The following is a 25602-nucleotide window of genomic DNA, read 5'->3' on the forward strand; positions in this document are numbered from 1 at the left end:
TCGGGGGAGAGGCTCGCAGCTAGACTACTGCGTTGATAGGCCGGATGTGGAAGTGGGGACTAAAGACCCATGGAGCTGACCGGTACTAATAAGCCGATAATTTGATAACACTCAGTTTGAAGAAGCTTCTTTAGCGTCCACTATGTGGTTCTCGATGTACGGTCGAGAACAACGCCCTCATCACGAGGGCTCTATATAACTAAATAATATAGAATCGATTCATCGAAAGATGTTTCGGCGGCTATAGCGAGAGGGAAACGCCCGGTCACATTCCGAACCCGGAAGCTAAGACTCTCAGCGCCGATGGTACTGCAGGGGGGACCCTGTGGGAGAGTAGGACACCGCCGGACTTAACTTAGCAACACCAGAAAAGCCATCCCTACGGGATGGCTTTTCTGCGTTAACAACCCAGACAGAGCGGCCCCTTTGCGATCCATCGACGTTTGGTCACCCCGCGAATATACCGACGGCCTGCCCACAACCTGAACACCTGGGGACGGCCCAGCTACGTGCAACAGCGGTAGGAGCAGCCACTTGCACCAGGCGTCTGTGCGCCTACGGGGTCGGCACAGCCCGCCATGTGCATGACCTTGCGAACGCCCTGGCTTGTGGTCTGGGGTTACGGGCGCGATGAACGCTTCCGTACACAGGGCCGTGGCTAGCGGTTCGGAAAACCGTGGGGGAGGCCGTTCAGCACCGGGGCGAGGCGGGACAGACGCTCGCGTTCAAGCAGCAGCGCGGTGTACTCGCGCTCGCGGCGCACGGCGGCGACTCCGACCAGAAAATACTCGGCCGGCGCATCGGGCAGGGGGAAGACGAACGGCGTGACCTCGGCGACCAGGGACTGCGCCAGCCGCTCGCGGGTGAGCGGCGTCAGATGCGAGGACTGGCGCAGATACTGGGCAACGCGACGGGCCAGCCGGTCGGGCAGTCGAGCGATATCGACGGTCTGCGACCACGGCAGGAGCGCTTCGGGCAGGGGACGCGGGATCTCTCTATTGCGCTGCACCCGCTCGTGCTGGCTGTAGGTGCCGGCGAGCAGATCTCCGAGCCGCTTGGAGCGGCCGTTGAGCAGGGCGGTGGTGGCGGCGAGACCGCCGAGGGTCATGATGGTCTCGAGCACGCCGGTGAGGGCCCGAATGAACGCGTGGCGCAGCGAGATGGCTCCACCGTCGTCGCGCACGATACGAGCGCCGATGGCGAGCTTGCCGAGCGACCGGCCGTGGGTGAGCGTCTCGACCAGCACGGGTACGACCAGCAGTGAAAAGACCAGGGCGGCAACCGAGACAGCCTGAGTGAGCGCGGTATCGGTGAATTGCGCGAGGCTCAGAAAGAAGGCCAGCAGAATGAGCAGGTACAGACCCACGTACGCGACTGTGTCGATGATTGCGCCGGCCGCGCGCAGAATAACGCTCGCCGGCCGCACGTCGAGCGCGACGGCTTCCCCGGTTACGAGCTCGTCACCCGGGCTCAGGTCGAAAGCTGCAGTAGGACGCGCGGTCTCCTTCATGTCTACTATTGAACCAGATGGATCTAGACGCATACACGGCAGCGCATCGCGCCGACTGGGACCGCCTGACCGAGCTCGGTGCCCGGCGGCGTCTCAGTGGTACCCAGTCCGACGAACTTATCGAGCGGTATCAGGCCGGCGCTACCCAGCTATCCGCCATTAAGTCCACTGCCGGCTCGACGCTGGAGGGCGACCGGCTGTCGGTCGGCTTGTCCCGGGCACGGCTGCGTTTCACCGGCGTGAGTGCCAATGTGCTCGCCCAGATTCCGCGCTTCTTCGTCGCCCAGCTGCCGGCAGCCCTGTACCGGCTGCGCTGGCTTACGCTCGCCGTGGCCGTCGTCACCTTCGTCGTGGCCGGGCTGTACGCCGTCTGGGCGTTCAACGACCCGGCGGTGCTGGCCAATCTCGGAACGGATGCCCAACTCGCCCAGCTGGCCAACGAAGACTTCGTCGGCTACTACTCCGAGAACCCCGCAGCCTCGTTCACCGGATTAGTCTGGACCAACAACGCTTGGATCGCGGCGCAGTGCATCGCCTTCGGCATCGTCGGCGTGTATGTGCCGTTCATCATTCTGCAGAACGCCATGAGCCTCGGCACCACCGCCGCGATCATGTTCGCCTACGACAAGGGCGACGTGTTCTTTCTCTATATTGCACCGCACGGGCTGCTCGAACTGACCGCCATCTTCGTCGCAGCGGCCGGTGGGCTGCTCATTTTCTGGGCCTGGATTGCCCCAGGGGCCCGCACGCGAGGCCAGGCACTTGCCGAAGACGGCCGCGCGCTGTTCACCGTGGCCATCGGCCTCGTCTTCGTGCTGCTGGTCTCTGGCATCATCGAGGGCTTCGTTACGCCTGCGCCCTGGCCATGGCCGATCAAGATCGGTGTCGGCGCCGTGGCTCTGGGCGCGTTCCTGACCTACATGATCGTTCTTGGCGGCCGTGCGACCCGCGCCGGTGAGACCGGCGACCTGGGTGAGTTCGAGGCTGGGAGCAGGCGGATCTACGCGGCGTGACCGGCATCGGAGCCCGGCTATGATCGTGCCCCTGGCAGTCTCGGCCAACCCGACAAACGGATGTGAGATGGGCGTCACGGGGAGACCCAGTGGCTGTCAGGTCTCCGCTGGAGCGGCGAGAGCACCGGGCTCCAGCGCAGGGTTTCAGAGCCTTCCAGCAGCCTTCAGCGCAATATACCGGTCCGCCAGGGCCGGCGGAAGCTGCGCGGGGGAGGCGGTGACGACATCCGCTCCCAGCTGGCGGATGGCGGCCGATACCCGTGCCACGTCGAGCAAGGCCCGCTCGGCAGCTGCGGCCCGATAGATTTCGTCACGACCGCCCCGGGTCGCCGCAGCGAGCACGGTGGCCGGGTCGAGCACGGAGGCCACGACCACCGTGTGGCGTTTGGTGAGCTGCGGCAGCACCGCGAGCAGCCCGGTCGACGCGCCCGCTGCGTCTATCGAGGTGAGCACTACGACCAGGGCGTGCTGGCTTGTGATCGAACGCACCTGGCCGGGAACAGCCGCCCAGTCCATCTCGATCAGTTCCGGGTCGATCATGGCCATGGAATCGACCATCTGCGCGAGCAGGGCTGCGCCGCTCGCGCCCTGCACCCGGCCCCGTACCCGACGGTCAAAAGCGAGAAAGTCGACGCGGTCGCCGGCGACCGAGGTGAGCGCCGCGAGCAGCAGGGCAGCCTCGAAGGCGGTGTCCAGCCGCGGCTCGTTGTCGACACGGGCGGCCGACGTGCGCCCGGTGTCGAGCAGAATGACCACGCGGCGATCCCGTTCCGGCCGCCAGGTGCGCACCATCACATCGTTGCGTCTGGCTGTTGCCCGCCAATCGATCGAGCGTACGTCGTCACCGCGCACGTATTCGCGCAGGGAGTCGAACTCGGTGCCCTGCCCGCGAACCATCACGCTGGTGCGCCCGTCGAGTTCCTTGAGCCTGGCAATGCGAGAGGGCAGGTGTTTGCGGGCGTGAAAGGGCGGCAAAACCCGGATGCGCCCGGGGGCGTTAAGCGTCGCCTGGCGGTTCCAGAGGCCCAGCGGTCCGCGCGTGCGCACCGTCACCTGTTCCACCCGCCGTTCCCCGCGACGAAAGGGCGTGAGCGTGAGCGAGACGAGCCGTCGTTCGCCGCGCGGAATAGCGACCCGGCTGCGATTTCGGCCGGCGCCGGCCGACGGCTGCCAGGCATCCCGCACCACAGCGACCAGGCGGCGGCGCCCGGTGTTGGTCAGATACAACTCGCTCGTGACGGATTCGCCGAGTCGAACGCGGGCGGGCAGCATCCGTTCAACCGTTACCGCGCGGGGCGACGCCGCTAACGCGAGGTCGACGCCGCCGAGCGTGAGCACGACACCGAGCCAGATGAAGAGCACGCCGGTCGCCGCCACCGTGTCAGGCCCGAACCACACGATGGGCACCACGCCGAGGGCGACGAGAAGAACGAACCGTCCGCTGAGCGTCATCGTTAGATCGGAACCTGAACCTGCTGCAACACGCCGCGCAGAATGGCATCGACCGAGACACCTTCAAGTTCGGCTTCCGGACGCAGCTGCACGCGGTGCCGCCAGACCGGCAGCGCCATCGCCTGCACGTGGTCTGGAGTGATCGAGTCGTAGCCACTCAGCCAGGCCCAGGCCTTGGTGGCGGCGAGCAGCGCGGTCGTTCCGCGGGGGCTGACTCCGAGTTTGACCGAGGGGCTCGTGCGGGTAGCCCTGGCCAGGTCGACGATGTAGGCGAGCACATCGGCGCTCGACCCGACGCGGGCGACGGCCGCCTGGGCTGCGGCGAGTTCGGCCGCGCCGAGCACCGCGCTGACACCGGCTCCGGCCAGGTCACGCGGGTTGAAACCGGCCGCATGGCGACGCAGCACCTCGATCTCATCGACCCGCTGCGGCACCTCGAGCACGAGCTTGAGCAGAAACCGGTCAAGTTGCGCCTCGGGCAGCGTGTAGGTGCCCTCGTATTCGATCGGGTTCATGGTCGCGGCCACGATGAACGGCTCGGGCAACTTCATCGACTCGCCGTCGACGCTGACCTGCCGCTCTTCCATCGCCTCGAGCAGCGCGGACTGCGTCTTCGGCGGTGTGCGGTTGATCTCGTCGGCGAGCATAATATTCGTGAACACCGGGCCCTGCCGAAACTCGAACTCGCCGGCGCGGGCGTCGTAGATGAGTGATCCGGTCACGTCGCCCGGCATCAGGTCGGGCGTGAACTGGATGCGTTTGGTATCGAGGCTCAGCGCGTGGCTGAGCGTGCGCACCAGCAGCGTCTTCGCGACGCCGGGCACGCCCTCGAGCAGCACGTGGCCGCGCGCGAGCAGAGCGATGATCAGCCCGGTCACCGCGCCGTCCTGCCCGACGACGGCCTTGCCGACCTCGGTGCGCACCCGGTTGAGCGCGGCGCGCAGCGTGGCGGCATCCGCTGCATCGGCGGGAACCGGGTTGATCAGATCGGTGGGGGTGGCGGGAATCGTCATGGGTCCATTCTCTCGGCTGGAGGGGGTGAAGAATCACGAGAAGCGGATGCTGCCGCCTCGGCAGCAGGCACCACCGAGGCCATTACGGCCCGGCCGGTAGCCTGTTCGAGGGCCTGCAGTGCGTCGGACAGGGCCATCAGCTGCGCGTCGGAAGACGGAATAGCGTCGACCAGCACCCGCCGCACCTGGTTTGGCTCGCCACCGGTAATCTGGGCGACCGCGCCGACGACCTCCTCCAGATGGGCGAGGCGGCCGAGGCCGACAGCACGGGCGAGGCGTTGCACGGTGCCGACGCGCAGGGCGTCGAGCGCGCGCAGTCGGGCGTTGCTGCGCGCGTACAGCCGGGCCCGACCCTCCATGGTTTCGCTCGCCTTCACCGTGACCGGCAGGTTCTCAGCCACGAGCGGCCCGAACCGCCGGCCACGCCAGAACGCGGCGGCGACAGCGGCGAGCACGAGCAGCACAGCTACGGGGCTGACCCAGCCGGGCGTGAGGGCGGCAAGCGACGGCGGCCCGGTACGGGGCAGGTCGGCCAGCGTCGGCAGGTACCAGACCAGCGAGTCGCTCTCCCCGAGCAGTCCGAGGGCGAGCGCCGCGTTGCCGTAGCCGGTTACGTTCTCATTGTTGAAGACCCGGGCATCGGGCACGAGCGAGACGATGCCGCCGGTCGCTTCGTTCTCCACTTGAATCAGGGAGAAGGTGTCGGTGCTGCTGGCGAAACAGCCGGTGACGAGCGGATGCTCGCCAGCCGGTATCGAGAGGGTATCCCCGCCCGGGAGTAGTTCCCCAGCCCGGTTCGCGGCCGGCAGGACGCAGTCGGCCTGCAGCGATGAGGCGTCTGACACACCGCCGAAACCCACGGTCGCCGCCAGCGCCTGAAGGGTCAGAAAATCGGGTGCGACGACGACGGTGCGCGCCGCCAGCTCGGCCAGCTCGGCCAGCTGGTCGCCGTCGAGGTAACCGTTCTCGTCGAACAGCAGCACGGTCGAATCAGCGCCGACAGCGTCGCGCACCTCGACCAACGAGTCCGCCAGCGTCACGGTGACCCCCTGCTGACGCAGCACCTCCACGAGCGCCATCGACCCGGCCGGCGCCGCGTTGTCGCCGGCCAGGGCGCGGCCGGCAGCGTTGCTGCCGCCGGACAGGAACACCCCGACGATCGCAACGATCACGATGCCTGCAAAGGCGAAGATCCAGAACGAGGAGCGGCGCAGCAACGCGCGCAGGGTCGGTGTCGCCACGGTCGTAGGAACACCACCGGCAGAATGGCCGTGGTTGGCGGCGACATCCGTTGCTGAATCGAGTGTCACGCTCATGATCGGCCTGCCTCAGCCAGCGCGGTCGGCGGCGTGCCAAGCACGGGCGACGCGGCCCGCAGCTCGGCCTCGAGTGCAGCGAGGGCGCGATAGTCGGGCTCGGTTCCGGCCTGCTCAAGGTAGCGCACCCGGTCGAAGGTATCCGCAGCCAGGGCCAGGGCAAGACCGCTCGGCGGGAATGCCAGCCGCGCCCGCGCGGCGAAGTCGTGCGCGGTCGTGCCCGGGGTGACCGAGAGCACCGTTCGTTCGGCGAGGCCCCTGGCCAGGGCGCGAAAGATCTCCTCGCAGGCCAAGCTCCAGTCGCCGCGACCGGCCGCAGCGGCGGCCGCCGTGCGCATCTCGGCGCTGCTGCGCTGGTCGATCGTGCCGAACAGGTCGCTGCCGGCCCGGCGTCGCCTCGCCAGCCGGGGAGCTCCAAACAGCAGCCAGCCGGCCACGAGCGCCGCGAGGATGAGAACGACCGCGACGACCGGCAACCAGTCCGCCAGGCTGCCGTCGCCGCTGACGGCAAGCGAGTTGATCCAGTCCAGAAAACCCTGCGATGCCCGGTCGAACCAGGTCGGCCTGGCCGATTCGTAGGGAGCCTTGGCGAGTTCCTCCCGCAACCACTGGCGGGCTTTTGGCGCGTCGGGGGTCACCGGCACGTCACCCGCCAGGCCGACAACGCGGCGCCCGGCCACCGCTCCGAGCTGTGCCAGGCCGAACGCGATCATGCCGCCGGGTATCCGCCGGAACCGGCCGGTGCCAGATAGGGGTCTGGCACGTCGTCGCCTTGCGCTGCCGACTCGACATAGCGGGCCAGTTCCAGATCGAGGCCCTCCTTGCGCATGCGAAGGTCAAGGTAGATCAACGCGACCGCCGCCGACTGCACGACGGCCGCGACGGCCGCCACCGGAATGGCGATGATGAGGCTGACGACCACGCTGAGAATCGAGGACTGCTCGGCGAACGCACCGGTCGGGTCCACCAGCACGGTGCCCACACCGAACAATAACGAGACCGGGGTGGTGACGATCTGGCTGATCACCTGCACGATCAGGCCGACCAGCAGCAGCACGCCAAGGGTGCGCCAGAAGTAGCCGCGGGTCAGCGACCATGATCGAACAACGGATGCCCGCACGCCCAACTTCTCCAGCACGATCAAGCTCGGAACGGCACTGGTCTTGGTGTACATGAAAGCGCTCGCCGCAGCGAGGAGCAGGCCTCCGAAGACGCCGACGAGCACACCGGCGACGATGCCGGCGACATCGCCCACGCTGACCAACAGCACGACAATGCCGGCGATCACGGCCACGCCGATGAGTAGCGCGAGGGTGAGCAGCAAAGTCCACAGGGTCAGCGGCCAGAGGCGAGTTGCCGCCCGACGCCACAGGGCGCCAAGCCGAAGCTTCTCGCCGAGGGTCGCGCGGGCCACTTCGACCACGATGACGGCCTGCAACAGCGCTGAACCGATGAGCGACAGTGCCACGGGAACGATCAGGGACAGCGCACCGATCAGCACCGAACCGGCCGTGACGGCATCCTTCTGACCGAGCGGAGCGCTGTCGATGCGATCGAGCGCCCAGAAGGTCACGAGCCCGACGATGACGACGGTGACGAGCATGATCGCCGCCTGCACGATGAGGCCGCTGCCGAAAGTGGCCTTCGGATTGCGCCGCAAGACCTGGAACGACGCGCCCAACAGCGTGCCGAACCCGATCGGCCGCAACGGAATCAATCCCGGCTTGGGCGGAGGAGCCCAGCCCCGGCCCGGGTCGCTGCTTTGGTACGGGCTGCCCTGGTACGGTGCGACCGGAACGGGCGCGGCGGGCACCGCGAACTCCCCGTAGCGCGGGGGAACGGGGGCGTCGGGAGCTTGCCAAGAGTTTGTCACCATTCAATGCTGGCACAGGTCGATCAAGAAATGCGCTCGGAGGGGCTCTGTCAGCGCGCTCGGCTACTCTTATGCCAGACTTTGCCCTACTCATCGGGCAATCTGCTGAGCGCACAATCAGAACACACCACGAAATTGTTCTGGGAAGAGACCCATGACCGCACGCATTTTGGTGATCGATGACGACACCGCCCTGTCCGAAATGATCGGCATCGTTTTGCAAGGCGAGGGCTTCAGCCCAGGCTTCTGTGCCGATGGATCGCTCGCTCTGGAAACGTTTCGCACCGAGAAGCCCGCTTTGGTTCTGCTCGACCTCATGCTGCCCGGCCTCGACGGCATCGAAGTGTGCCGGCTGATCCGCGCCGAATCGGGGGTGCCGATCATCATGCTGACCGCCCGGTCCGACACCACCGATGTGGTGAAGGGGCTCGAGTCGGGGGCTGACGATTACATGGTCAAGCCATTCAATCCCAAAGAACTCGTCGCCCGCATTCGCACCCGCCTGCGCCCGCCAGCGGCCGACGGTGCTCTCGCCCTTCACATCGGCGACCTCGTCGTCAACGCGGTCGGCCACGAAGTCACCCGCGGAACGGCCGCGATCAACCTCACCCCGCTCGAATTCGATCTGCTGCTGGCCCTCGCTTCCAAACCCCAGCAGGTATTCACCCGCGAAATGCTGCTGGAACAGGTGTGGGGTTACCACTACAAGGCCGACACCCGGCTGGTGAACGTACACGTGCAGCGGCTGCGAGCCAAGGTTGAGCACGACCCTGACAACCCCAAGATCGTCATGACGGTGCGCGGAGTCGGCTACCGTGCCGGTACGGCCAGCTAACGGGCCGGAACCGCAGATGACCTCCCGGCGAGCCCCACAGAAACGGTTGGCCGCACCGTGCCCCAGCTGACCTATTGGAGCAGGCCGCGCAACTGGCCCCGGCTGGTGCGCGCATCGTGGCGTTCTTCCCTGCAATTTCGCACGGTGACTATCTCCGTAGCGCTCTCCGGCGTAGCGATTTTGGTGGTGGGCGTGTACATGTCAGTCAGTATCGGCAACGACCTGTTCCAATCCCGGCTCAGCCAGGTGCTGCTCGAATCCGACCGCGCGACCAGTGCCGCGCAAAGCCTGTTCGATTCCTCCGATGCCACCGACCGGGTACAGGTGCAAAACCTGCTCAGCGCGGCACGCACCTCGATCTCTGCCGCCTCGTCGAGCCGACTAGTCGCCGTGCTGCGGGTGCCCGGCCAGGACTCGTCGACCGTTGCACCGCTCGACTCGTCGACCTTCGGACAGTCCACTGGCGTGATCGGGGCCGAGCTGCGCACCGAGGTGCAGGCCAACATCGGAGACCAGTTCTGGCAATCGGTCACACTGACCGGCGATGACGCCGCGACCGTCCCCGGCATTGTTGTGGGGTCGCAGATCACGGTTCCGGTGGCTGGCCGCTATGAGCTGTACATCGCGTATAGTCTGCAAGACGCGGAAGAGACGCTGCTCTTCGTGCAGCAGACCCTCGGGGTGGCCGGCGTCGCCCTCGTACTTCTGATCGGCGCCGTTACCTGGATCGTCGTTCGCTTTGTCGTCACGCCGCTGCGGGTAGCCGCAGAGACAAGCCAGAAACTCGCCTCCGGTGACCTCGAGGTGCGTCTGCCAGAGAAGGGCGAAGACGTCATCGCGACGCTCGCCCGATCCTTCAACGGCATGGCAGACAGCCTGCAAAGCCAGATTCGTGCACTAGCCGACCTGTCTGAGGTGCAACAACGGTTCGTGTCGGATGTCTCGCACGAACTGCGCACGCCGCTGACGACCATCCGCTTGGCAGGCGATGTGCTGTACGACCAGCGGGCGAGCTTTCCACCGGCCACCGGCCGTACCGCTGAGCTGCTGCACACCCAGGTCGAGCGCTTCGAGCTGCTGCTGAGCGACCTGCTCGAAATTAGCCGCTACGACGCCGGATCGGTCGAGCTTGAGAGTGAACCGACCAACCTGGTCTACCTCGCCGTAGACGCCATCGACAGCCTCCGATCCCTCGCCGACTCCAAGGGCAGCGACCTACGGCTGCTGGCTCCGGGCGGGTATGTCAACGCCGACGTCGATCCGCGGCGCATCCGCCGGGTGCTGCACAACCTTATCGGCAACGCCATCGAGCACGGTGAGGGCAAACCCGTTGTGGTGTCGGTCGACAGCGATGCGAACGCGGTCGCGCTCGCCGTGCGCGACTATGGCCTCGGAATGAGCCAGGCCGAGGTCGCACACGTCTTCGACCGGTTCTGGCGGGCCGATCCGTCCCGCCAACGCACGATCGGCGGAACCGGCCTCGGGCTGGCCATCGCCCGCGAAGACGCGAGCGTGCACAACGGCTGGCTGCAGGTCTGGTCGAGTCCGGGAGAGGGGTCGTGTTTTCGGCTGACCCTACCCCGACTGGCCGGCGCCGTGCTGGAACGGTCCCCGATTCCATTGCCGCCCGACGACGCGACCGCCTCACTGGGCGAGACCGGGTATCTGCCTGGGCAGGGCGGAGGCCGAAATGATTGATCGCACAGCTCGCCGCCGCATTTTCCCGGCGCTGCTCGTGGCCATAGCACTCACCATCGGCTTGGGCGGCTGCACCGGCATTCCGCGAGATGGCGTGGTGCACGCCGGCAATGATATCGCGCCAGACGACAATCCGGCCCCGGTTTTTCTGCCGGCACTGCCGCAACAGGATGCCTCGACGGAATCCATTCTGCGCGGCTTCATGGATGCCTCCTCGAGTCCCGAGAACAACTACGATATCGCCCGCCAGTTCCTGGCCCCGGCCTTCCAACCCAGCTGGGATGCCACGGCGGGCGTCACCGTCGACAACGGCTCCGGGCGTACCCTGACCGTCATCGACGACGGCACCACCCTGGTGGCCGTAACGCCGGTGGCCGAGGTAGACCAGGCCGGGGAATACCGTGAGGTCGATGCCAGTCCGGTACCGTTGCGCTACGAATTTCAGCAGATCGGCGGCCAGTGGCGCATCAGCTCCGCTCCGAACGGCACTGTCATCGACGAAAACACGTTCAATGACGTGTTCAGCGCCCAACCCGTTTACTTCTACGACCCCGGCTTTCGATTCTTGGTTCCTGACCTGCGCTGGTTTCCGCGCGGCGCATCCGCTCCTACCAAGCTCGTCAATGCCGTCCTGAACGGACCGAGCGCCTGGTTGACCGGAGCGGTCGCCACGGCGTTCCCGGAAGGCTCCAAGCTCACCGCCGACGCCGTGCAGGTCGTCGGGCGCCAGGCCATGGTCGATCTGAACAGCGAAGCACTCAACGCCGACCGGCAGACGCTCCAGCGCATGAAAGCGCAGCTGGCGGCGAGCCTGCCGTCCGGACTGACGGTCGATATCACCATCGACCAGAATTCCCAGGCCATCGATGACGTCCAGACCGGGGCTCCCCTCGTCGATCCGCGCGTCGACGCCCGAGCCCTCGTGCTGCGTGGTGACGACTTTGGTTTTCTCGCCGCAACCGGGCAGAGCCTTACCCCGCTCGACGGGTTGTCTGCCACCATCGCCCAGCTGAAACCCACAGCGGTGACGCTGGCCTCGGGCCAGAGATCAGCCGCCGTGCTCACCAGCGAGGGCGTCTACGTCGTGCGTAACAGCGACGAGCCCGAGTTGCTCGACTCGCGCGCTGGGTTGCTCGCGCCGTCGATGGACAACGACCGCTTCGTCTGGTCGGTGCCGTCGAACGATCCGACCGCCCTGGTCGTCTACAGCCCAACGGGCGACGCGACCGTGCTGCCGACGCCGTGGCCGGAAGCCACCTCGATCACGGCCCTAAAAATTTCGCGGGACGGTGCCCGGCTGATCGCCCTGCTCGGCACGGGCTCGGAGACCCGTTTTGTCGTCGCATCCATCACCCGCACGGAGCAGGCCCCGACCGGCCTCGGCCCGCCCGTGCTGTTGGCATCGGACGGCGGGGTCGGCCTCGACGCGACCTGGATCGACGAGTTGACCGTGGCGTCGCTTAGCACCCTGCCGAGCGGCGAGGCACGCATCGTGGCGCAGCAGATTGGCGGCGCCAGCTCCGTTCTGGAATCCCCAGCGAGCAGCCGGTTCATCGTCGGCAGTAACTCCGTGCGGGACCTGCGCGTGCTCACCGACACCGGCAGCCTGGAGGTGCAGCGCGGAGCGGGCTGGCAAGCCCGCATCGACGACGTGATCCTGCTTGCCACCCAGCAGGGCCTCGGCAGCTAGCCGGCCGTCTCCTCCCCAGACGGTGCCAGCTCCGCTCCTGCACCGTTGGCGACTTGGCGCCCCGCGCACCGGCTGCACGCGGCACACTGGCCTGATGACGCGAGGGCTGCGTAAACAACTGACCATCGCGGGTCTGGATGCCTGGGCCACCCTGCTGCCGACCGAGTGCAGCGGCTGCGGTGCCCTCGACCGTGCGCTGTGTGCGAGCTGCCGGTTGGCCCTGCTCCCCGCAGTGCATCCGGTCACCCGCGACGATGCCCTCGTCTGGGCTGCCCTGACCTATGAGGGGGTGGCCCGGCACGTGATCGCCGCCTACAAAGACGGTGGTCGAACGGATGCCGCCGCCGCGCTCGCCGCGCCGCTGCGAGCGGCCATCGTGGCCGCGCTCGCCGCCGTCCCGAGTGGGAACGGCGGCGGCATCCAGCTCGTGACAATCCCCTCGTCCCGCCTGGCCTGGCGCTTGCGCGGCTATCACCCGGTCGATGCCCTACTGCATCGGGCCGGGCTGCACCCGTTCCCAGCGCTGGCGCAGCGCGGGGAATCCGTCGATCAGGTCGGCCTCGGTCGCGAAGCGCGCGCCGCGAATAAGAGCAATAGCCTCGTCGCGCGGCGACCGCTTGACGGGGCGCGGATGATTCTCGTCGATGACATCGTGACCACCGGAGCGACCCTGCTCGAGGCGCGGCGCGCCGTGTTCGCTGCAGGCGGTACCGTCGTCGGCCTAGCTGCACTGGCGGAAACACGGCGTCTGCTGCCCCAGTATTCGCGCTCGGCGCAAATCGATCAACAAATACTGTGACTTATTTCACCGCCACGGCTACGGTGGAGACAAAGGCGCGCAATGATCGCCCGGTTTTGGGGCGGTCCGCCAAACTGGAGGTCGTCATGGAAACTAACATCGTCGGACGCAACCTTGGGATCACGGATCGCTTCCGAGATTACGCGACGGAGAAGGCTGAGAAAATCGCCCTCCTCGCCGAGAAGGCCCTCGCGCTCGAGATCAAGGTCAGTCGCCACCATGAGAAGAACGGCGCTGCCGCCGGCAACGATCGTGTCGAACTCACCCTGATCGGCAAGGGTCCGCTGGTGCGGGCTGAAGCTGACGGATCCGACAAGTACGCCGCTTTTGATGTGGCTCTTGGCCGTCTGCTCGAACGGGTTCGCCGTGCCAAGGACCGCAAGAAGGTGCACCGCGGTGGAGCCCACCGTCCCACCTCGCTGCACGAGGCGTCCTCGGTCGGTTTCAGCGTCATCGATATCACACCGGCCAATCCTGAAACGCTCGAACGGGTACGCACTGGAGCGATTCCCATCGTGCAAGCGGATGCTCCCGCTGTCGCCGAAGAAGACGAGTACTGCCCCGTCGTCATCCGTCGCAAGGTCTTCGCGGCGGCCCCGATGTCCGTCGACGATGCCCTCTACTTCATGGAGCTCGTCGGCCACGATTTCTACCTGTTCCAAGACTTGGAGACCAAGCGTCCAAGTGTGGTCTACCGTCGCAAGGGCTGGGACTACGGGGTCATCGAACTCGACGGTTCGGGCGAGGAGCTGCAGGAGGCTGTGCCCGTTGCCAGCGGGCGTGCCAACTGACCAACTAGCATTACCTTAGCCGCCGACCAGGTCGGTGCTCTGGCATCTGCCAGACGAGAGGCGCAGGCGTGTGCTGCGGCAGTTGCGATTGGACTGCCGCAGCTCCTGCCTGCACCGTTTGACTAGTGGAGTACATTCGTGGCGTCAATTCTTGAAAAGGTTCTTCGTGTTGGTGAAGGCCGCGTTCTGCGCCGCCTGGAAAACTATGCGAAAGCCATCAATGCGCTGGAAGAAGACTTCCATGAGCTCACCGACGACGAGCTGAAGAACGAGACCGTCACCCTGCGGGAACGGTACTCCAACGGCGAATCACTCGATGATCTACTGCCGGAAGCCTTCGCAGCCGTGCGAGAGGCCAGCGTTCGTACCCTGGGGTTGCGTCACTTCGACGTTCAGCTCATGGGTGGGGCCGCCCTGCACCTGGGCAATATTGCCGAAATGAAGACGGGTGAGGGCAAGACCCTCGTGGCCACCACCGCCGCCTACCTCAACGCGATCAGCAGCCGCGGTGTGCACGTCATTACGGTCAACGACTACCTGGCGAGCTACCAGAGCGAACTGATGGGTCGCGTCTTCCGCGCCCTCGGCATGACGACCGGATGCATCCTCTCCGGTCAGACCCCCGCGCAGCGTCGCGAGATGTACGCGGCCGACATCACCTACGGCACCAACAACGAGTTCGGTTTCGACTACCTGCGCGACAACATGGCGTGGCAGGCCAGCGACATGGTGCAGCGCGGACACTACTTCGCCATCGTCGATGAGGTCGACTCGATCCTCATCGACGAGGCACGCACCCCGCTGATCATCTCCGGGCCGGCATCGGGTGAAGCGAACCGCTGGTTCAACGAATTCGCCAGCCTGGCCAAGCGCCTCGTCACCGACGAAGACTTCGAGGTTGACGAGAAGAAGCGCACCATCGGTGTACTCGAACCCGGCATCGAAAAAGTCGAGGACTACCTCGGTATCGACAACCTCTACGAGTCAGCCAATACACCGCTGATCTCTTTTCTGAACAACGCCATCAAGGCCAACGCCCTGTTCAAGAAAGACAAAGACTATGTCGTCATGAACGGCGAGGTGCTCATCGTCGACGAGCACACCGGCCGTATCCTCATGGGACGTCGGTACAACGAGGGCATCCACCAGGCGATCGAGGCCAAGGAGGGGGTCGCCGTCAAGGCCGAGAACCAGACCCTGGCCACGGTCACCCTGCAGAACTACTTCCGCCTGTACTCGAAGATCTCGGGCATGACCGGAACAGCCGAGACTGAAGCCGCCGAGTTCATGAGCACCTACAAGCTCGGTGTCGTGGCCATTCCCACCAACAAGCCGATGCAGCGTATCGACCAATCCGACCTGATCTACAAGAACGAAGAGTCCAAGTTTCGTCAGGTCGTCGAAGACATCGTCGTGCGCCACGAAGCCGGCCAGCCGGTTCTGGTCGGAACGACGAGCGTCGAGAAAAGCGAATACCTCTCGCGGCTTCTCGCCAAGAAGGGCGTGCGCCACGAGGTGCTCAACGCCAAGAACCACGCCCGTGAGGCGGCGATCGTCGCGCAGGCTGGCCGGCTTGGTTCGGTCACCGTCGCCACCAATATGGCCGGTCGTGGTACCGACGTGATGCTCGGCGGTAACGCCGAATTCCTCGCCGTGGCCGAGATGAACGCCAAGGGCCTCAGCCCGGTCGAAACTCCCGACGAGTACGAGCTGGCCTGGGACGACGTTTTCACCGCGGTCAAGAGCGACGTCACCGAGGAAGCCGATAAGGTCATCGCCGCCGGCGGACTCTACGTGCTCGGCACCGAACGGCACGAGTCCCGCCGCATCGACAACCAGCTGCGCGGACGCAGTGGACGTCAGGGCGACCCGGGCGAGAGCCGGTTCTACCTGTCGCTCACCGACGACCTCATGCGCCTGTTCAACGCCGGCGCAGCCGAGGCCCTGATGGGCCGCCAGGGCGTGCCAGACGACATGGCGATCGAATCGAAGGTGGTCAGTCGCGCCATTCGCAGTGCCCAGTCCCAGGTCGAGGGTCGCAACGCTGAGATTCGCAAGAACGTGCTCAAATATGACGACGTGCTCAACCGTCAGCGCGAGGCCATTTACGGTGACCGTCGCCACATTCTCGAGGGTGACGACCTGCACGAGCGCACCCAGACCTTTCTCACCAATGTCATCGACGAGGTGCTCGACGTGCATGCCGGCGACGGCAACGGAGACGACTGGGACTTCGACGCGATGTGGACCGAACTCAAGACCCTCTACCCGGTGGGATTGACCATCGACGAGGTCGTCTCCGAGGCCGGCGACAAGGGCCGCATTAACCGCGACTTTATGCGCCGGGAGATTCTCTCCGACGCCAAGCTTGCCTACTTACGCCGCGAAGAGTCGCTCGGGGCGCCCGCCATGCGCGAACTGGAACGCCGCGTTGTGCTCTCGGTGATCGACCGTCGCTGGCGCGACCACCTCTACGAGATGGACTACCTGAAAGACGGAATCGGGCTGCGCGCCATGGCCCAGCGTGACCCGTTGGTGGAGTACCAGCGCGAGGGTTTCGCCATGTTCCAACAGATGATGGGCCAGATTCGTGAGGAGACCGTCGGGTTCCTGTTCAACCTCGACGTCGAGGTGACCGCCGGCGCCGGTGCCGTAGCCGGACCGGTCGTCGTAGCCAAGGGACTGGCGCCGGCCGATTCCCCCGAGGAGAAGCTCAGCTACACCGCCCCGAGCGATTCCGGCGGAGTCGAGGTGCGCAACCAGCGCGGCCAGATCCAGCAGGCCGCCACTGACCGGGCCAGACGCACCTCCACTGTCGCGGCGAGCGAGGACGGGTCGGCCGAAGTCGCCAGCCCGCCCCAGCGCGGAGCATTCGGACAGAAGGCTGAGGACACCGCTCCGGTTAACCGGGCTGAGCGCCGTGCCCAGGGCAAGAAAACGACCTAGAACGCACCGGTGATGCGCGCCCAACCGCGGGCGCGTGTCACCGCGCCGGCCATGCGGGTGCTGGCCCTGCTGCCAGCGCTTCACATGACGACGAGTACCGTGGCGCGCCAGTGCTGGGGCAGGCCTTCCACCTGCAACGCGACGACGTGCGGCCGGCGTTTGTCGTGCACCAGAATGACGGCGTCGAAGCCGCCGGTGGCGGTCGGCGACATTGTGACGTGATCGATCCACAGTATCGGGCGTTGAGCGACGATCCCCGTGATGGATCTGGCCCGCGCCGCGATGGAGACGCGAACGCCAAGGTGGGCGTAGACGTCGTCGGTGACCCAGCGAGCAAGCTGCTCGAGGTCCCGGGCCCCGGCGATGATCTCGACAGCACTCAGGGCGAGGGCGCGCAAGACCCGCTCCGCCTCAAGCGGGTGCGCGGCAGCATCCGGTTGCGAGCCAGTGCCGTGCCCGTCGATGCGGTGCTCTCCTGGGTCATCCTGCGAACGCTCATCCTGCGAACGCTGGGCGCCGGAACCGGGTGATGTCATCGTTCCTCCTGCCGTCGAACCTGCAACTTGTCTGGCGCAAAACCTAAGCAGCCCGGTCGAGGCCCTGTCGAGTGCTTAAAGAGCCTGTGCATAAGGTCAGCGAGAATGCTCGAGGTCGGCTATTTTCTACGTGTGCGCTGGGATGATCTGTTTGACGACCTCGAAGGGCAGCTCGAACACGAGCTGGGCTCGGAGGCTGCCGACCTGCGCCGCCATGAGGAACGCCAGCGCCTGGAAACGCTCTCCCTGCGCACACGGCTGAGCAACGTTCTGCGGTCCGCCGGCCTCGGCGGTACGCTTCAGATCCGCGTGGTGCTGGTAACCGGTGAGATCCTCGCGCTGTGCCCGACGACGCTCGGACAGGACTGGCTCGCGGCCAATCTGCTGGGCGCTGCCAACAATCCGGTGGAGTGTGTGATCCCGCTGTCGGCCCTTGCCGGTGTGTTGCTGACCGAACAGCAGAGTCTGGCATCGCTCGCCATCGAGTCAGAGTCCACCGGCAGGCAGACCGAACGCGTCGGATTCCCTTTCGTGCTGCGCAGCCTGTGCCGCAGACGGCGCACCGTGGAGCTCGATACCAAGGGGGGTGTCTTAGGCGGCACCATCGACCGGGTGGCGCGTGACCATCTCGATCTGGCGGTGCATCCGCTCGGAACGTTGCGCCGCACACCCGACGTTTTGCAGTACCGCCTCGTGCCGTTCTGGCAAATTCATGTCGTTCGACTGCGTTAGTGCCCGCTCGTTCCGCCCACCCATTCAGCTCACCGATACCCACAAGCGAGGCAACGGATGAAAACACCCCGTCCCACCCGCACGCGCCGCCGATTCTGGGTCGATCCCCGATTCGTCATCGGTCTGGTTCTCGTCGTCGCCTCGATCGCGGGAGTCGGAATGATCGTCGCCGGCAGTGATCGCACCACGGCGGTCTACACCGCGCGGCACACGCTGACCGTCGGTGACCAGCTGAAGTCAGCCGACGTCGCCCTGACCCGGGTGCAGCTCGGCGGCGCGGTCGACCTGTATCTCGTGCCGGCAGCCGACCTTAAGGGTGGACTGTTGGTCACCCAGACGATCCTGGCCGGCGAGCTTGTGGCCCGGTCGGCGGTGGGGGACTCGTCAGGGAGTGACGTGACCAGCGTCGTCGTCGACATTCCTGGTGGACTGGCCGGGTCCATCTCTGCTGGCTCCGTCGTCGATATCTGGTCGGCGCGGGCGATCGGACCGAGCGAATACGCGCCGCCTACCATCCTCGTGGGGCAGGCCGTCGTAGTGCGCATCGTCGAACCGACCGGCATCATCGCCGCCGACAACGGCCAGTCGGTTGAGATGCTCGTGCCGAAGCCCACCGTGGGCGCGGTGCTCGAAGCCATCATGAACGGCGACGCCCTCGCAATCGTGCCCGTGAACACCCCGGCAGGTCCGTGATGGCCCGGCTCGCGCTCGTGCTGGACCGGTCCACCGAACAACGCATGCTGGCCCACATCATCGACTGTGGTCACAGTGTGGTCACCCGCGTCGACACCGCCCGGGAATTCCTGGACACCCTCTCCCACGGTCAGCCGCACGTCGTCGTGGTCAGCGGCCGACGGGAATCCCTGACCGGTCAGCTGATCGCCGCGTGCGATGAACGCGGAATCCGGGTGGTGGCCCTCACCGCGACGGAACAGGAACGGCGTCACGCCGGCACCCTCGGCCTTTACGAAACGGTAGCGATCCCCTGCGACTGGTCAGAAATCGAAGACCTGCTCGTGTCGGGTGTCGTCGTTCCGTTGCGCGTGGGGGAGCGGCATTTCACCGGCGGCGCGCTCAACACCGGTTCGGTGATCGCGGTCTGGGGGCCGTCCGGCGCTCCCGGACGCACCACCCTCGCCATCAACATCGCCGCGGAAATCGCCGCGGCCGGCCACACGGTGGTGTTGGCAGACCTCGACACCTACAGCGCCTCGATCGCCCCGAGCCTCGGCATGCTCGATGAGGCGCCGGGCTTCGCGGCCGCGTGCCGGCTGGCAGGCAGCGACAGCCTGAACCAGTCGGAACTGGAACGCATCGCGCAACGCTACAACTCGCCCAAGGGCGCTTTCTGGGTACTGACCGGCCTCGGCCTGCCGTCGCGCTGGCCTGAACTATCTACGGAGCGCGTCACCCGCACCATCGACGCGTTGCGCCACTGGGCGGATTACGTGGTGCTCGACACCGGGTTCAACCTCGAGAGCGACGAAGAGCTATCCAGCGATGTTCGGGCGCCCCGCCGGAACGCGGCCACGATCACGGCGCTGCGGGTGGCCGACCATGTCGTCGCCTGCGGGCTCGCCGACCCGGTGGGCATGGCCCGGTTTCTGCGCACCTGGAGCGACCTCGCCGAGGTGATCGGGAGCAGCACCGTCAGCGTTGTGATGAACCAGGTGCGGTCGAGCGCTGTCGGGCTGAATCCACGCGGTCAGGTGGCCGCCATGCTGCTGCGCTACGGCAGTATTGAGGATCCCATCCTGGTACCGCACGACCAGGGCGCCCTCGACGCGGCGGTACTGACCGGCCGCACCCTGCGGGACGCGAGCCCGAAGTCGCCGGTGCGCCTGGGCATCCGTCGTTTCGTACTGGAAGAACTCATCATCGCCCCGACCCCAGCATCCGAGCGGATGCCGCGGCGCGCGTGGTGGCGCGGCCGAAAGACGGCCCCGGCACAATGATCGGGTCAATTTTGTAGTGGGATCACATCGATGTTGCCGCCGATACCCACGACGACGAGCACGCGCGTTGCGGTCACTCCCACGAGGGCCAGGCTGAGGCGCTCGGCCGACGGCGGGACTTCAGCGGGCGAGCCAGCGCGCTGCCAGACGGTTACGGCGGCTCCGGTCAGACCGGCGATGAGGTCGCGCAGCACGGTCGGGTCTCCGGCCGTGACCAGAATCACGCGGTGGATCGCGCGGCCGGGCAGGCCGGCTGCGGCCAGGGCTGACCGGTCGCGTCGCCAGACGGAGAAGTGGTACCCGGCGGCGAGGCCGGTGGCGACGAGCAGCCCGAGCGGCGCTCGCACCCGGTCGAGGAGGCTCTGCCCACTCAGGTCGTCGAGAACGAACTCGAAAACTCGGTAGCCGATCACGAGCAGGGTGACGATCGCCACGATCGCGCTGATCCCGAAGATCACAATGAGGTACACCCGGCGGCCCATCACCTGGGCGGACACCGGATCGACCGAGCGCAGCGGCTTCCAGGCTGCCCACCACACCGGGCCGCCGACAATTGCGGCGCTGAGGCCGCCGAGCAGCAGTGAGCGCGTGTCAGACCCGACCACGACCGGTGCCAGTCCAGCCAACAGGGCGTTGACCACGATGCCCAGCCCGGAAGCCGCCGCCGCCAGACCGAAACCGGAAACGACCAGCGTTGCGGCCAGCCGAGGAGACACCGTGCGCTGCCGCAACAGGCCGTGGTGGTAGGCCCAGATCAGGGCGCCGACGAGAGCCGCCGCGATGGCGGTACCAAGCGGATCGAGAACATCGTCGAGGGCCGTCTCGCGGGCGAAAGCCAGCCGGAGCAGCACGAACAGCAGCGTTCCTGTTCCGACCAACGTCGTGGCGGCTGCGGCGGCGATACCCGCGACGACGAGTACGAGATCGGCCAGCACACCGCGTACCAGCTCTGCGTGCTCTCGCATCCACTGCCACCACCAGATCAGGGCGCCGCCGAGCAACCAGACACCCGCTTGAAGCGTCAGCCGCCACCACTGGTCGCCGAAGGCGATCGAGGAGAGCAGGGCGTCGACGGCAGCGTTCACCACGGACGCCAAGACTGTCACGGCCCCGACTGCCCCGATCAGCAGGCCGAAAATCGAGCCGAGGATCGGCGCGACGCTGGTCAGCTGGGTGGGGCTCCTGGACGGATGCCGGGACATCCACCGGTGCCAGGCCCAGACCAGGGTCCAGACCAGCGCGATCGCGAGGGTGCGCGGCTGCCAGTCGCTGCGGACGAGCGCGGCGAGGGTCGACAGCAGGGCTGAGGTCGCCGTCACGAGCGAGACGGTCTGCATGCCGGCGAGGTACAACCCCCAGGCAATCGAGTCACGCTCCGCGCTGGCCAACCGTCGCCAAAGCACCCACCAGAGCAGCGCAGCAAACGGGCCGGCGATCAGGGTGAAGGCGAGAGAGCGCGCGAGCGCTGACACATCGCTTCCCGCCAGGTTTGTGCCCGTGGGGAGGCTGCTGGTGTCGAGAAGGCGTCCCACAAGTCCGCTGAGGCCGATCGCGGCGATGACCACCAGCGCGAAGAGCAGAACGTACACCACCACTCGGCGCGCCGTCGGGGCCGAGGTGCTGCCGGGTTGGCCGGCGGATCGGCGCACGATCACAATGATGGCCGTGATGCCGGCGCCCAACACGACGACGAGAGCGAGGAGAACGAGAATGGACACTATTTGGTCACCTTCATTTGGTCACCGTCGGGTTCGGGCAGATCGAGAGTTCCCATGGGGCCTGGCCGATCAGCCAGTCACCGTCAACTTTGACCAGATCGAAGTTGCTCTCGAATTCATACTCGGAGGCACCGAACGGACCGTCGTCGTACGAAGTAACCAGGGACACAACGACATCGGCTGAATTGGGGCGAGTTGTCGTGGATACCAGGACGACCCGGAGACTGTCGGTCGGGCCGTGCTCACCCTGGCTGCAGCCCACCGAGGCGCCCGCGGTGAGGAAGGCGGCAGCGGCCGTCTCATCACCGTCGATCACGGCCGCGGAATAGGCCTGCACCACGCCTTCGGGAGTGCCCGGATCGAGCGTTTCCGGTGCCCCCCGCGTGAAGACCACAACGAGGGAGACAAGCACGAGGGCGGCGATGATGCTGAGGATCACGATCAAGGTGCGATCCTTCGTTGTAGTCCTAGTGTGCATGATCACATCATGGACCCAATTTTGTGGCATCACCACAGCGGGCGCTGTGGGAGCGCGCGGGGATCTAGGCTAGTGAGGGTGTCGACTCTCAGTGATCTCGTACTTGCCCAGGGCCGCAGCAGCGCGGAAGATGTGGACTGGCTGCACATGCTCGTCGCGGACGGCCAGTTGCTGGCCGACCTCGCCTTCGCGGACATCGTCGTGTGGGTTCCGACGACGTCCGGCAGCTTCGTAGCGGTCGCGCACGCGCGCCCGTCGAGTGCCGCCACCCTGTTCTATCGGGACTTCGTCGGCCAGCATGTCAAGGCCGAATGGCGCAATCAGGTCACCGAAGCTTTCGAGACCGCCAAGATCGTCGATACCACGGCCCCCGACTGGTACGAGGAAACTCCCACCCGGGTGCGCGCCATTCCGGTGCTGCGTCGGCTGAGCACGACCGGTTCCGAGTTGGCGCCAGCCCCGGTGGCGGTGCTCACCCGCCACACCAACCTGAGTGAGGCACGCACGCCGAGCCGCCAGGAGCTCACCTTCAACGATTGCGCGAACGACCTGTTCGCCATGATCGCCTCCGGCGACTTTCCCGACCTCGGTGCCCCGACCGGGCCGCGCCGCGGCGCCCCGCGCGCATCGGACGGACTGCTGCGGCTCGATGTCGACGGCCTGACCACCTTTGCCAGCCCGAACGCGCTCTCCGCATTCAACCGCATGGGCTTCGCCGACGAGCTCGAGGGCGAGTCGCTCGCCGAAGTCACCACCGGCCTGCTTACCGGCACCGCCGTCGTCGACGAGTCCCTTCCCCTCGTGGTCACCGGGCGCGCGCCGTGGCGCACCGACATCGAAGCGCGCGGGGTGACGGTGTCGCTGCGCGCGATTCCCATTCGCAATCGCGGCGAACGGGTCGGCGCGATCATTCTCTCGCGTGACGTCACCGAGCTGCGGCATCAGGAACGTGAGCTGATCACCAAGGATGCCACGATCCGGGAGATCCACCACCGGGTCAAGAACAACCTGCAGACGGTGGCGTCGCTGCTGCGCATCCAGGCACGGCGCACCCAGTCCGACCGCGCACGCGAGGCGCTGACCCAGGCGATGCGGCGGGTCGCGGCCATCGCCGTCGTGCACGACACCCTCTCGGAGGGGCTCAGCCAGATCGTCGACTTCGACGCTGTCTTTGAACGGGTGCTGCTTTTGACGGTGGAGGTCGCATCCGCTCACAACACGACCGTGCACCCGAAGTCCTTCGGCAGCTTTGGAACGTTGCCGAGCGCGTATGCGACGCCGCTTGCGCTCGTGCTGACCGAACTCGTCACCAACGCGGTCGAACACGGCCTCGCCGGTCGTGAGGGCGAGGTGTCGATCGAGGCGCAGCGCAGCGACGAGACCCTCACAGTGATGGTGCGCGACACCGGCGCCGGTTTGCCAGAGGGCAAGGTGGGCTCCGGGCTCGGCACGCAGATCGTGCGCACGCTCATTCAGGGTGAGCTCGGCGGCACCATCGACTGGCACACCATGATGGGCAGCGGCACCGAGGTCACCATCGAGATTCCGCTGCGCTTCATGCAAGAAGGCTAGTCCGCACGGGGCCCGGGCCCCGTCCGCGGGCCCAGTTTATAGACTGGGCCCGCGTTCACAAGGTGGGCCCGCGAGGGGATGCGCGCGACCACACGGGCTGACACAGACTGCGAGTGGATGCGCGTCACCGCCCGTTTGTGCGCGCACCAGGCACAAAAAAGCGAGCCCGCGGCCTCCGGGAGTACCGGACGGCCGTAGGCTCGCGTTCTGTCTTTGTGCAGGCTTGCTAGGAGGCGCGGCGGGCGCGTGCGGCGCGGCGCTTGAGCGCGCGGCGCTCGTCTTCGCTCAGGCCGCCCCAGACTCCGGAGTCCTGTCCGGTTTCGAGTGCGTACTGGAGGCACACCTCGGTGACGTTGCATCGCGCACACACCGACTTGGCCTTCTCGATCTGGTCCACAGCGGGTCCAGTGTTGCCGACCGGAAAGAAAAGTTCCGGGTCAGCGGTGAGGCAGGCAGCTTTATCGCGCCAGTCCATAGGGATGCTCCTTTTATTACATGGGTGCACGGCCGATTGGCCAGAGTTGCAGGGTGATGACCGGTTGCAGGAAAGTGGGATCTGCGCGATAACCGCGTTGAAACAGCTCACGTCCCTGTGAGCGTCAACCGGGCCTCAAATATCGTCCCATAATAGAGGTATCAAATCAATAGTTTTCTATGGCTTTTCGCTGTGAACAGCGGCTCTGGTGCAGGGCGCCCCGCCTGGATCGACCTCCGGGCGCTTCGTCGCGCCCCCCTCTTGGGGGTCTTTATTGCGCTGCTCGCGCTGGAGGCTCTCGCTCTCTGGGTTTTCAGCGCCTGGTGGGTGCTCGAATTGCTGATCGACACCCCGAACTCGGTGGGAGCTTCGCTCGCCCTGCTGGCCATCACCGTGGTCGCTGCCGTGTGGGTCAGCGCGATCACCGTTGGGTCCCTGCGTCGTCGTCCGTGGATTCGCGGTGCCGCCGTCACCTGGCAGCTCGTGCAGGTGATGATAGCCATTGGCTGTTTTCAGGGGATCTACGCCCGGCCCGACGTCGGTTGGGCGCTGCTGCTGCCCTCGATCATCGTGCTGGTGCTGGTTTTCAACCCCAGGGTCGTCGCCGCGACCAGCCACGAGCCCGAGCCCGAAGCCGACTGACCGGCGTCACGACCGGCGCCGAGCGGCCCTGCGCGGGCCATGACAGCCCGGTCGCTCAACCTCAGGCGTCGATGCCCAGCTTCTTACGCAGACTCGCGACGTGCCCGGTGGCCTTCACGTTGTAGAGCGCGTGCGTGATGATGCCCGCCTCATCGAGCACGAACGTCGACCGCAGCACGCCGGTGACGATCTTTCCGTAGAGGTTCTTCTCGCCCCAGGCGCCATACGCGCGGTGCACGTCGAGGTCGGTGTCGCTCAACAGCGGAAAGTTGACCGCATCGTGCTCCTGAAACTTCTTGAGCTTTGCGGGGGCGTCTTTTGAGATGCCCAACACTTGGTAGCCCGCTGACGTGAGTGATCCGAGGTTGTCGCGAAAGTCGCACGCCTGGGTCGTACAGCCGGGCGTCATCGCAGCGGGATAGAAATATATTACGACCTTGGATCCGGCGACGTTCGCAAGCGAAACGGATGCCCCGTCCTGATCGGTCAGGGTGAACTGGGGGGCTGAATCCCCGACTGCGAGGCGCACTGAATCGGTCATGATTCCATCGTATCGGG

General features: G+C 66.2%; 23 protein-coding genes and 1 rRNA gene. 13 read left to right on the plus strand and 11 right to left on the minus strand.

The features are described from left to right. Window positions 1–233: 233 nt before the first annotated feature. Window positions 234–350: ribosomal RNA gene (rrf, locus tag QMK31_RS12680) — 5S ribosomal RNA — on the plus strand. Between the two features lie 308 nt (window positions 351–658). Here rrf and QMK31_RS12685 read toward each other — a convergent pair. After that, window positions 659–1510 carry an RDD family protein gene (locus QMK31_RS12685; RefSeq protein ID WP_283501318.1) on the minus strand — a complete coding sequence of 284 codons (852 nt, stop codon included), beginning with the start codon at window positions 1508–1510 and terminating at the stop codon, window positions 659–661. A gap of 17 nt (window positions 1511–1527) precedes the next feature. Between QMK31_RS12685 and QMK31_RS12690 the strand changes: the two genes are divergently transcribed. Next, window positions 1528–2523 (plus strand): stage II sporulation protein M, encoded by a 996-nt coding sequence (locus tag QMK31_RS12690; RefSeq protein WP_283501319.1) that lies wholly within the window; start codon window positions 1528–1530, stop codon window positions 2521–2523. 144 nt (window positions 2524–2667) lie between these two features. Here QMK31_RS12690 and QMK31_RS12695 read toward each other — a convergent pair whose 3' ends face one another. The 5 genes from QMK31_RS12695 to QMK31_RS12715 are packed head-to-tail and all read right to left on the minus strand — an operon-like array spanning window position 2668 to window position 8177. Next, window positions 2668–3975, minus strand: coding sequence for a DUF58 domain-containing protein (locus QMK31_RS12695; protein ID WP_283501320.1), 1308 nt, complete (start codon window positions 3973–3975; stop codon window positions 2668–2670). 2 nt (window positions 3976–3977) lie between these two features. Further along, window positions 3978–4988, minus strand: a complete 1011-nt coding sequence (locus QMK31_RS12700) for an AAA family ATPase (RefSeq protein WP_283501321.1) — start codon at window positions 4986–4988, stop codon at window positions 3978–3980. Next, a complete protein-coding gene (locus QMK31_RS12705) occupies window positions 4985–6304 on the minus strand; it encodes a DUF4350 domain-containing protein (protein ID WP_283501322.1) in 1320 nt (439 codons plus the stop codon). The genes QMK31_RS12700 and QMK31_RS12705 overlap by 4 nt, the downstream gene beginning before the upstream one ends. Beyond that, on the minus strand, window positions 6301–7017 hold the full coding sequence (locus tag QMK31_RS12710) for a DUF4129 domain-containing protein (protein ID WP_283501323.1): 717 nt from the start codon (window positions 7015–7017) through the stop codon (window positions 6301–6303). Before QMK31_RS12710 ends, QMK31_RS12705 begins: the two co-directional genes overlap by 4 nt. Continuing rightward, window positions 7014–8177, minus strand: a complete 1164-nt coding sequence (locus QMK31_RS12715) for a DUF7847 domain-containing protein (RefSeq protein ID WP_283501324.1) — start codon at window positions 8175–8177, stop codon at window positions 7014–7016. The genes QMK31_RS12710 and QMK31_RS12715 overlap by 4 nt, the downstream gene beginning before the upstream one ends. Window positions 8178–8331: 154 nt before the next feature. On the opposite strand from QMK31_RS12715, the gene mtrA reads away from it, so the two are divergent. The 6 genes from mtrA (at window position 8332) to secA (ending at window position 16936) form a co-directional block, all read left to right on the plus strand. Beyond that, window positions 8332–9012: an MtrAB system response regulator MtrA gene (gene mtrA, locus QMK31_RS12720; RefSeq protein WP_283501325.1), complete on the plus strand. Its 681-nt coding sequence runs from the start codon at window positions 8332–8334 to the stop codon at window positions 9010–9012. A gap of 57 nt (window positions 9013–9069) precedes the next feature. Continuing rightward, window positions 9070–10710 carry an MtrAB system histidine kinase MtrB gene (mtrB, locus tag QMK31_RS12725; RefSeq protein ID WP_283501326.1) on the plus strand — a complete coding sequence of 547 codons (1641 nt, stop codon included), beginning with the start codon at window positions 9070–9072 and terminating at the stop codon, window positions 10708–10710. Next, entirely contained in the window at window positions 10703–12400 is a 1698-nt protein-coding gene (locus QMK31_RS12730; protein ID WP_283501327.1) for an LpqB family beta-propeller domain-containing protein, read from the plus strand. Before mtrB ends, QMK31_RS12730 begins: the two co-directional genes overlap by 8 nt. A gap of 94 nt (window positions 12401–12494) precedes the next feature. After that, a complete protein-coding gene (locus QMK31_RS12735) occupies window positions 12495–13199 on the plus strand; it encodes a ComF family protein (RefSeq protein ID WP_283501328.1) in 705 nt (234 codons plus the stop codon). A gap of 86 nt (window positions 13200–13285) precedes the next feature. Continuing rightward, window positions 13286–13990, plus strand: a complete 705-nt coding sequence (hpf, locus tag QMK31_RS12740; RefSeq protein WP_283501329.1) for a ribosome hibernation-promoting factor, HPF/YfiA family — start codon at window positions 13286–13288, stop codon at window positions 13988–13990. 138 nt (window positions 13991–14128) lie between these two features. After that, window positions 14129–16936, plus strand: a complete 2808-nt coding sequence (secA, locus tag QMK31_RS12745; protein WP_283501330.1) for a preprotein translocase subunit SecA — start codon at window positions 14129–14131, stop codon at window positions 16934–16936. Window positions 16937–17016: 80 nt separating this feature from the next. Here the strand turns inward: secA and QMK31_RS12750 are convergent, their stop codons facing one another. After that, complete coding sequence (locus QMK31_RS12750; RefSeq protein ID WP_283501331.1) at window positions 17017–17472, minus strand: Rv3235 family protein; 456 nt, start codon at window positions 17470–17472, stop codon at window positions 17017–17019. Between the two features lie 105 nt (window positions 17473–17577). Between QMK31_RS12750 and QMK31_RS12755 the strand changes: the two genes are divergently transcribed. The 3 genes from QMK31_RS12755 to QMK31_RS12765 are packed head-to-tail and all read left to right on the plus strand — an operon-like array spanning window position 17578 to window position 20159. Next, window positions 17578–18204: a hypothetical protein gene (locus QMK31_RS12755; RefSeq protein WP_283501332.1), complete on the plus strand. Its 627-nt coding sequence runs from the start codon at window positions 17578–17580 to the stop codon at window positions 18202–18204. A gap of 57 nt (window positions 18205–18261) precedes the next feature. Beyond that, window positions 18262–18897 carry a hypothetical protein gene (locus QMK31_RS12760; RefSeq protein WP_283501333.1) on the plus strand — a complete coding sequence of 212 codons (636 nt, stop codon included), beginning with the start codon at window positions 18262–18264 and terminating at the stop codon, window positions 18895–18897. Further along, complete coding sequence (locus QMK31_RS12765; RefSeq protein WP_283501334.1) at window positions 18897–20159, plus strand: CpaE/TadZ family protein; 1263 nt, start codon at window positions 18897–18899, stop codon at window positions 20157–20159. Before QMK31_RS12760 ends, QMK31_RS12765 begins: the two co-directional genes overlap by 1 nt. A 5-nt stretch (window positions 20160–20164) precedes the next feature. On the opposite strand, the gene QMK31_RS12770 is transcribed toward QMK31_RS12765, so the two are convergent. Further along, a complete protein-coding gene (locus QMK31_RS12770) occupies window positions 20165–21877 on the minus strand; it encodes a DUF5671 domain-containing protein (protein WP_283501335.1) in 1713 nt (570 codons plus the stop codon). Between the two features lie 13 nt (window positions 21878–21890). After that, complete coding sequence (locus QMK31_RS12775) at window positions 21891–22316, minus strand: LpqB family beta-propeller domain-containing protein (protein ID WP_349361570.1); 426 nt, start codon at window positions 22314–22316, stop codon at window positions 21891–21893. 117 nt (window positions 22317–22433) lie between these two features. On the opposite strand from QMK31_RS12775, the gene QMK31_RS12780 reads away from it, so the two are divergent. After that, a complete protein-coding gene (locus QMK31_RS12780) occupies window positions 22434–23927 on the plus strand; it encodes a sensor histidine kinase (protein ID WP_283501337.1) in 1494 nt (497 codons plus the stop codon). Between the two features lie 226 nt (window positions 23928–24153). Here QMK31_RS12780 and QMK31_RS12785 read toward each other — a convergent pair whose 3' ends face one another. Continuing rightward, window positions 24154–24402, minus strand: a complete 249-nt coding sequence (locus QMK31_RS12785; RefSeq protein ID WP_035837005.1) for a WhiB family transcriptional regulator — start codon at window positions 24400–24402, stop codon at window positions 24154–24156. 192 nt (window positions 24403–24594) lie between these two features. Here QMK31_RS12785 and QMK31_RS12790 point away from each other — a divergent pair, with 192 nt between their 5' ends. After that, a complete protein-coding gene (locus tag QMK31_RS12790) occupies window positions 24595–25044 on the plus strand; it encodes a hypothetical protein (protein WP_283501338.1) in 450 nt (149 codons plus the stop codon). Window positions 25045–25105: 61 nt separating this feature from the next. Here QMK31_RS12790 and bcp read toward each other — a convergent pair whose 3' ends face one another. Next, entirely contained in the window at window positions 25106–25585 is a 480-nt protein-coding gene (gene bcp / locus QMK31_RS12795; RefSeq protein WP_283501339.1) for a thioredoxin-dependent thiol peroxidase, read from the minus strand. Between the last annotated feature and the right edge of the window lie 17 nt (window positions 25586–25602).

Source organism: Cryobacterium sp. PH31-O1 (assembly GCF_030063455.1).
In the GTDB taxonomy this organism is placed as follows: Bacteria; Actinomycetota; Actinomycetes; order Actinomycetales; family Microbacteriaceae; genus Cryobacterium.

Excerpts from the sequence above, each read along its gene's own strand:
- QMK31_RS12735 (WP_283501328.1), top strand. The coding sequence starts at position 12,495 with ATGACGCGAGGGCTGCGTAAACAACTGACCATCGCGGGTCTGGATGCC.
- QMK31_RS12690 (WP_283501319.1), top strand. The coding sequence starts at position 1,528 with ATGGATCTAGACGCATACACGGCAGCGCATCGCGCCGACTGGGACCGC.
- QMK31_RS12785 (WP_035837005.1), bottom strand. The coding sequence starts at position 24,402 with ATGGACTGGCGCGATAAAGCTGCCTGCCTCACCGCTGACCCGGAACTT.
- QMK31_RS12700 (WP_283501321.1), bottom strand. The coding sequence starts at position 4,988 with ATGACGATTCCCGCCACCCCCACCGATCTGATCAACCCGGTTCCCGCC.
- QMK31_RS12765 (WP_283501334.1), top strand. The coding sequence starts at position 18,897 with ATGGCCCGGCTCGCGCTCGTGCTGGACCGGTCCACCGAACAACGCATG.
- QMK31_RS12760 (WP_283501333.1), top strand. The coding sequence starts at position 18,262 with ATGAAAACACCCCGTCCCACCCGCACGCGCCGCCGATTCTGGGTCGAT.
- QMK31_RS12710 (WP_283501323.1), bottom strand. The coding sequence starts at position 7,017 with ATGATCGCGTTCGGCCTGGCACAGCTCGGAGCGGTGGCCGGGCGCCGC.
- QMK31_RS12705 (WP_283501322.1), bottom strand. The coding sequence starts at position 6,304 with ATGAGCGTGACACTCGATTCAGCAACGGATGTCGCCGCCAACCACGGC.
- QMK31_RS12730 (WP_283501327.1), top strand. The coding sequence starts at position 10,703 with ATGATTGATCGCACAGCTCGCCGCCGCATTTTCCCGGCGCTGCTCGTG.
- bcp (WP_283501339.1), bottom strand. The coding sequence starts at position 25,585 with ATGACCGATTCAGTGCGCCTCGCAGTCGGGGATTCAGCCCCCCAGTTC.
- mtrA (WP_283501325.1), top strand. The coding sequence starts at position 8,332 with ATGACCGCACGCATTTTGGTGATCGATGACGACACCGCCCTGTCCGAA.
- QMK31_RS12685 (WP_283501318.1), bottom strand. The coding sequence starts at position 1,510 with ATGAAGGAGACCGCGCGTCCTACTGCAGCTTTCGACCTGAGCCCGGGT.
- QMK31_RS12695 (WP_283501320.1), bottom strand. The coding sequence starts at position 3,975 with ATGACGCTCAGCGGACGGTTCGTTCTTCTCGTCGCCCTCGGCGTGGTG.
- QMK31_RS12750 (WP_283501331.1), bottom strand. The coding sequence starts at position 17,472 with ATGACATCACCCGGTTCCGGCGCCCAGCGTTCGCAGGATGAGCGTTCG.
- QMK31_RS12755 (WP_283501332.1), top strand. The coding sequence starts at position 17,578 with ATGCTCGAGGTCGGCTATTTTCTACGTGTGCGCTGGGATGATCTGTTT.
- hpf (WP_283501329.1), top strand. The coding sequence starts at position 13,286 with ATGGAAACTAACATCGTCGGACGCAACCTTGGGATCACGGATCGCTTC.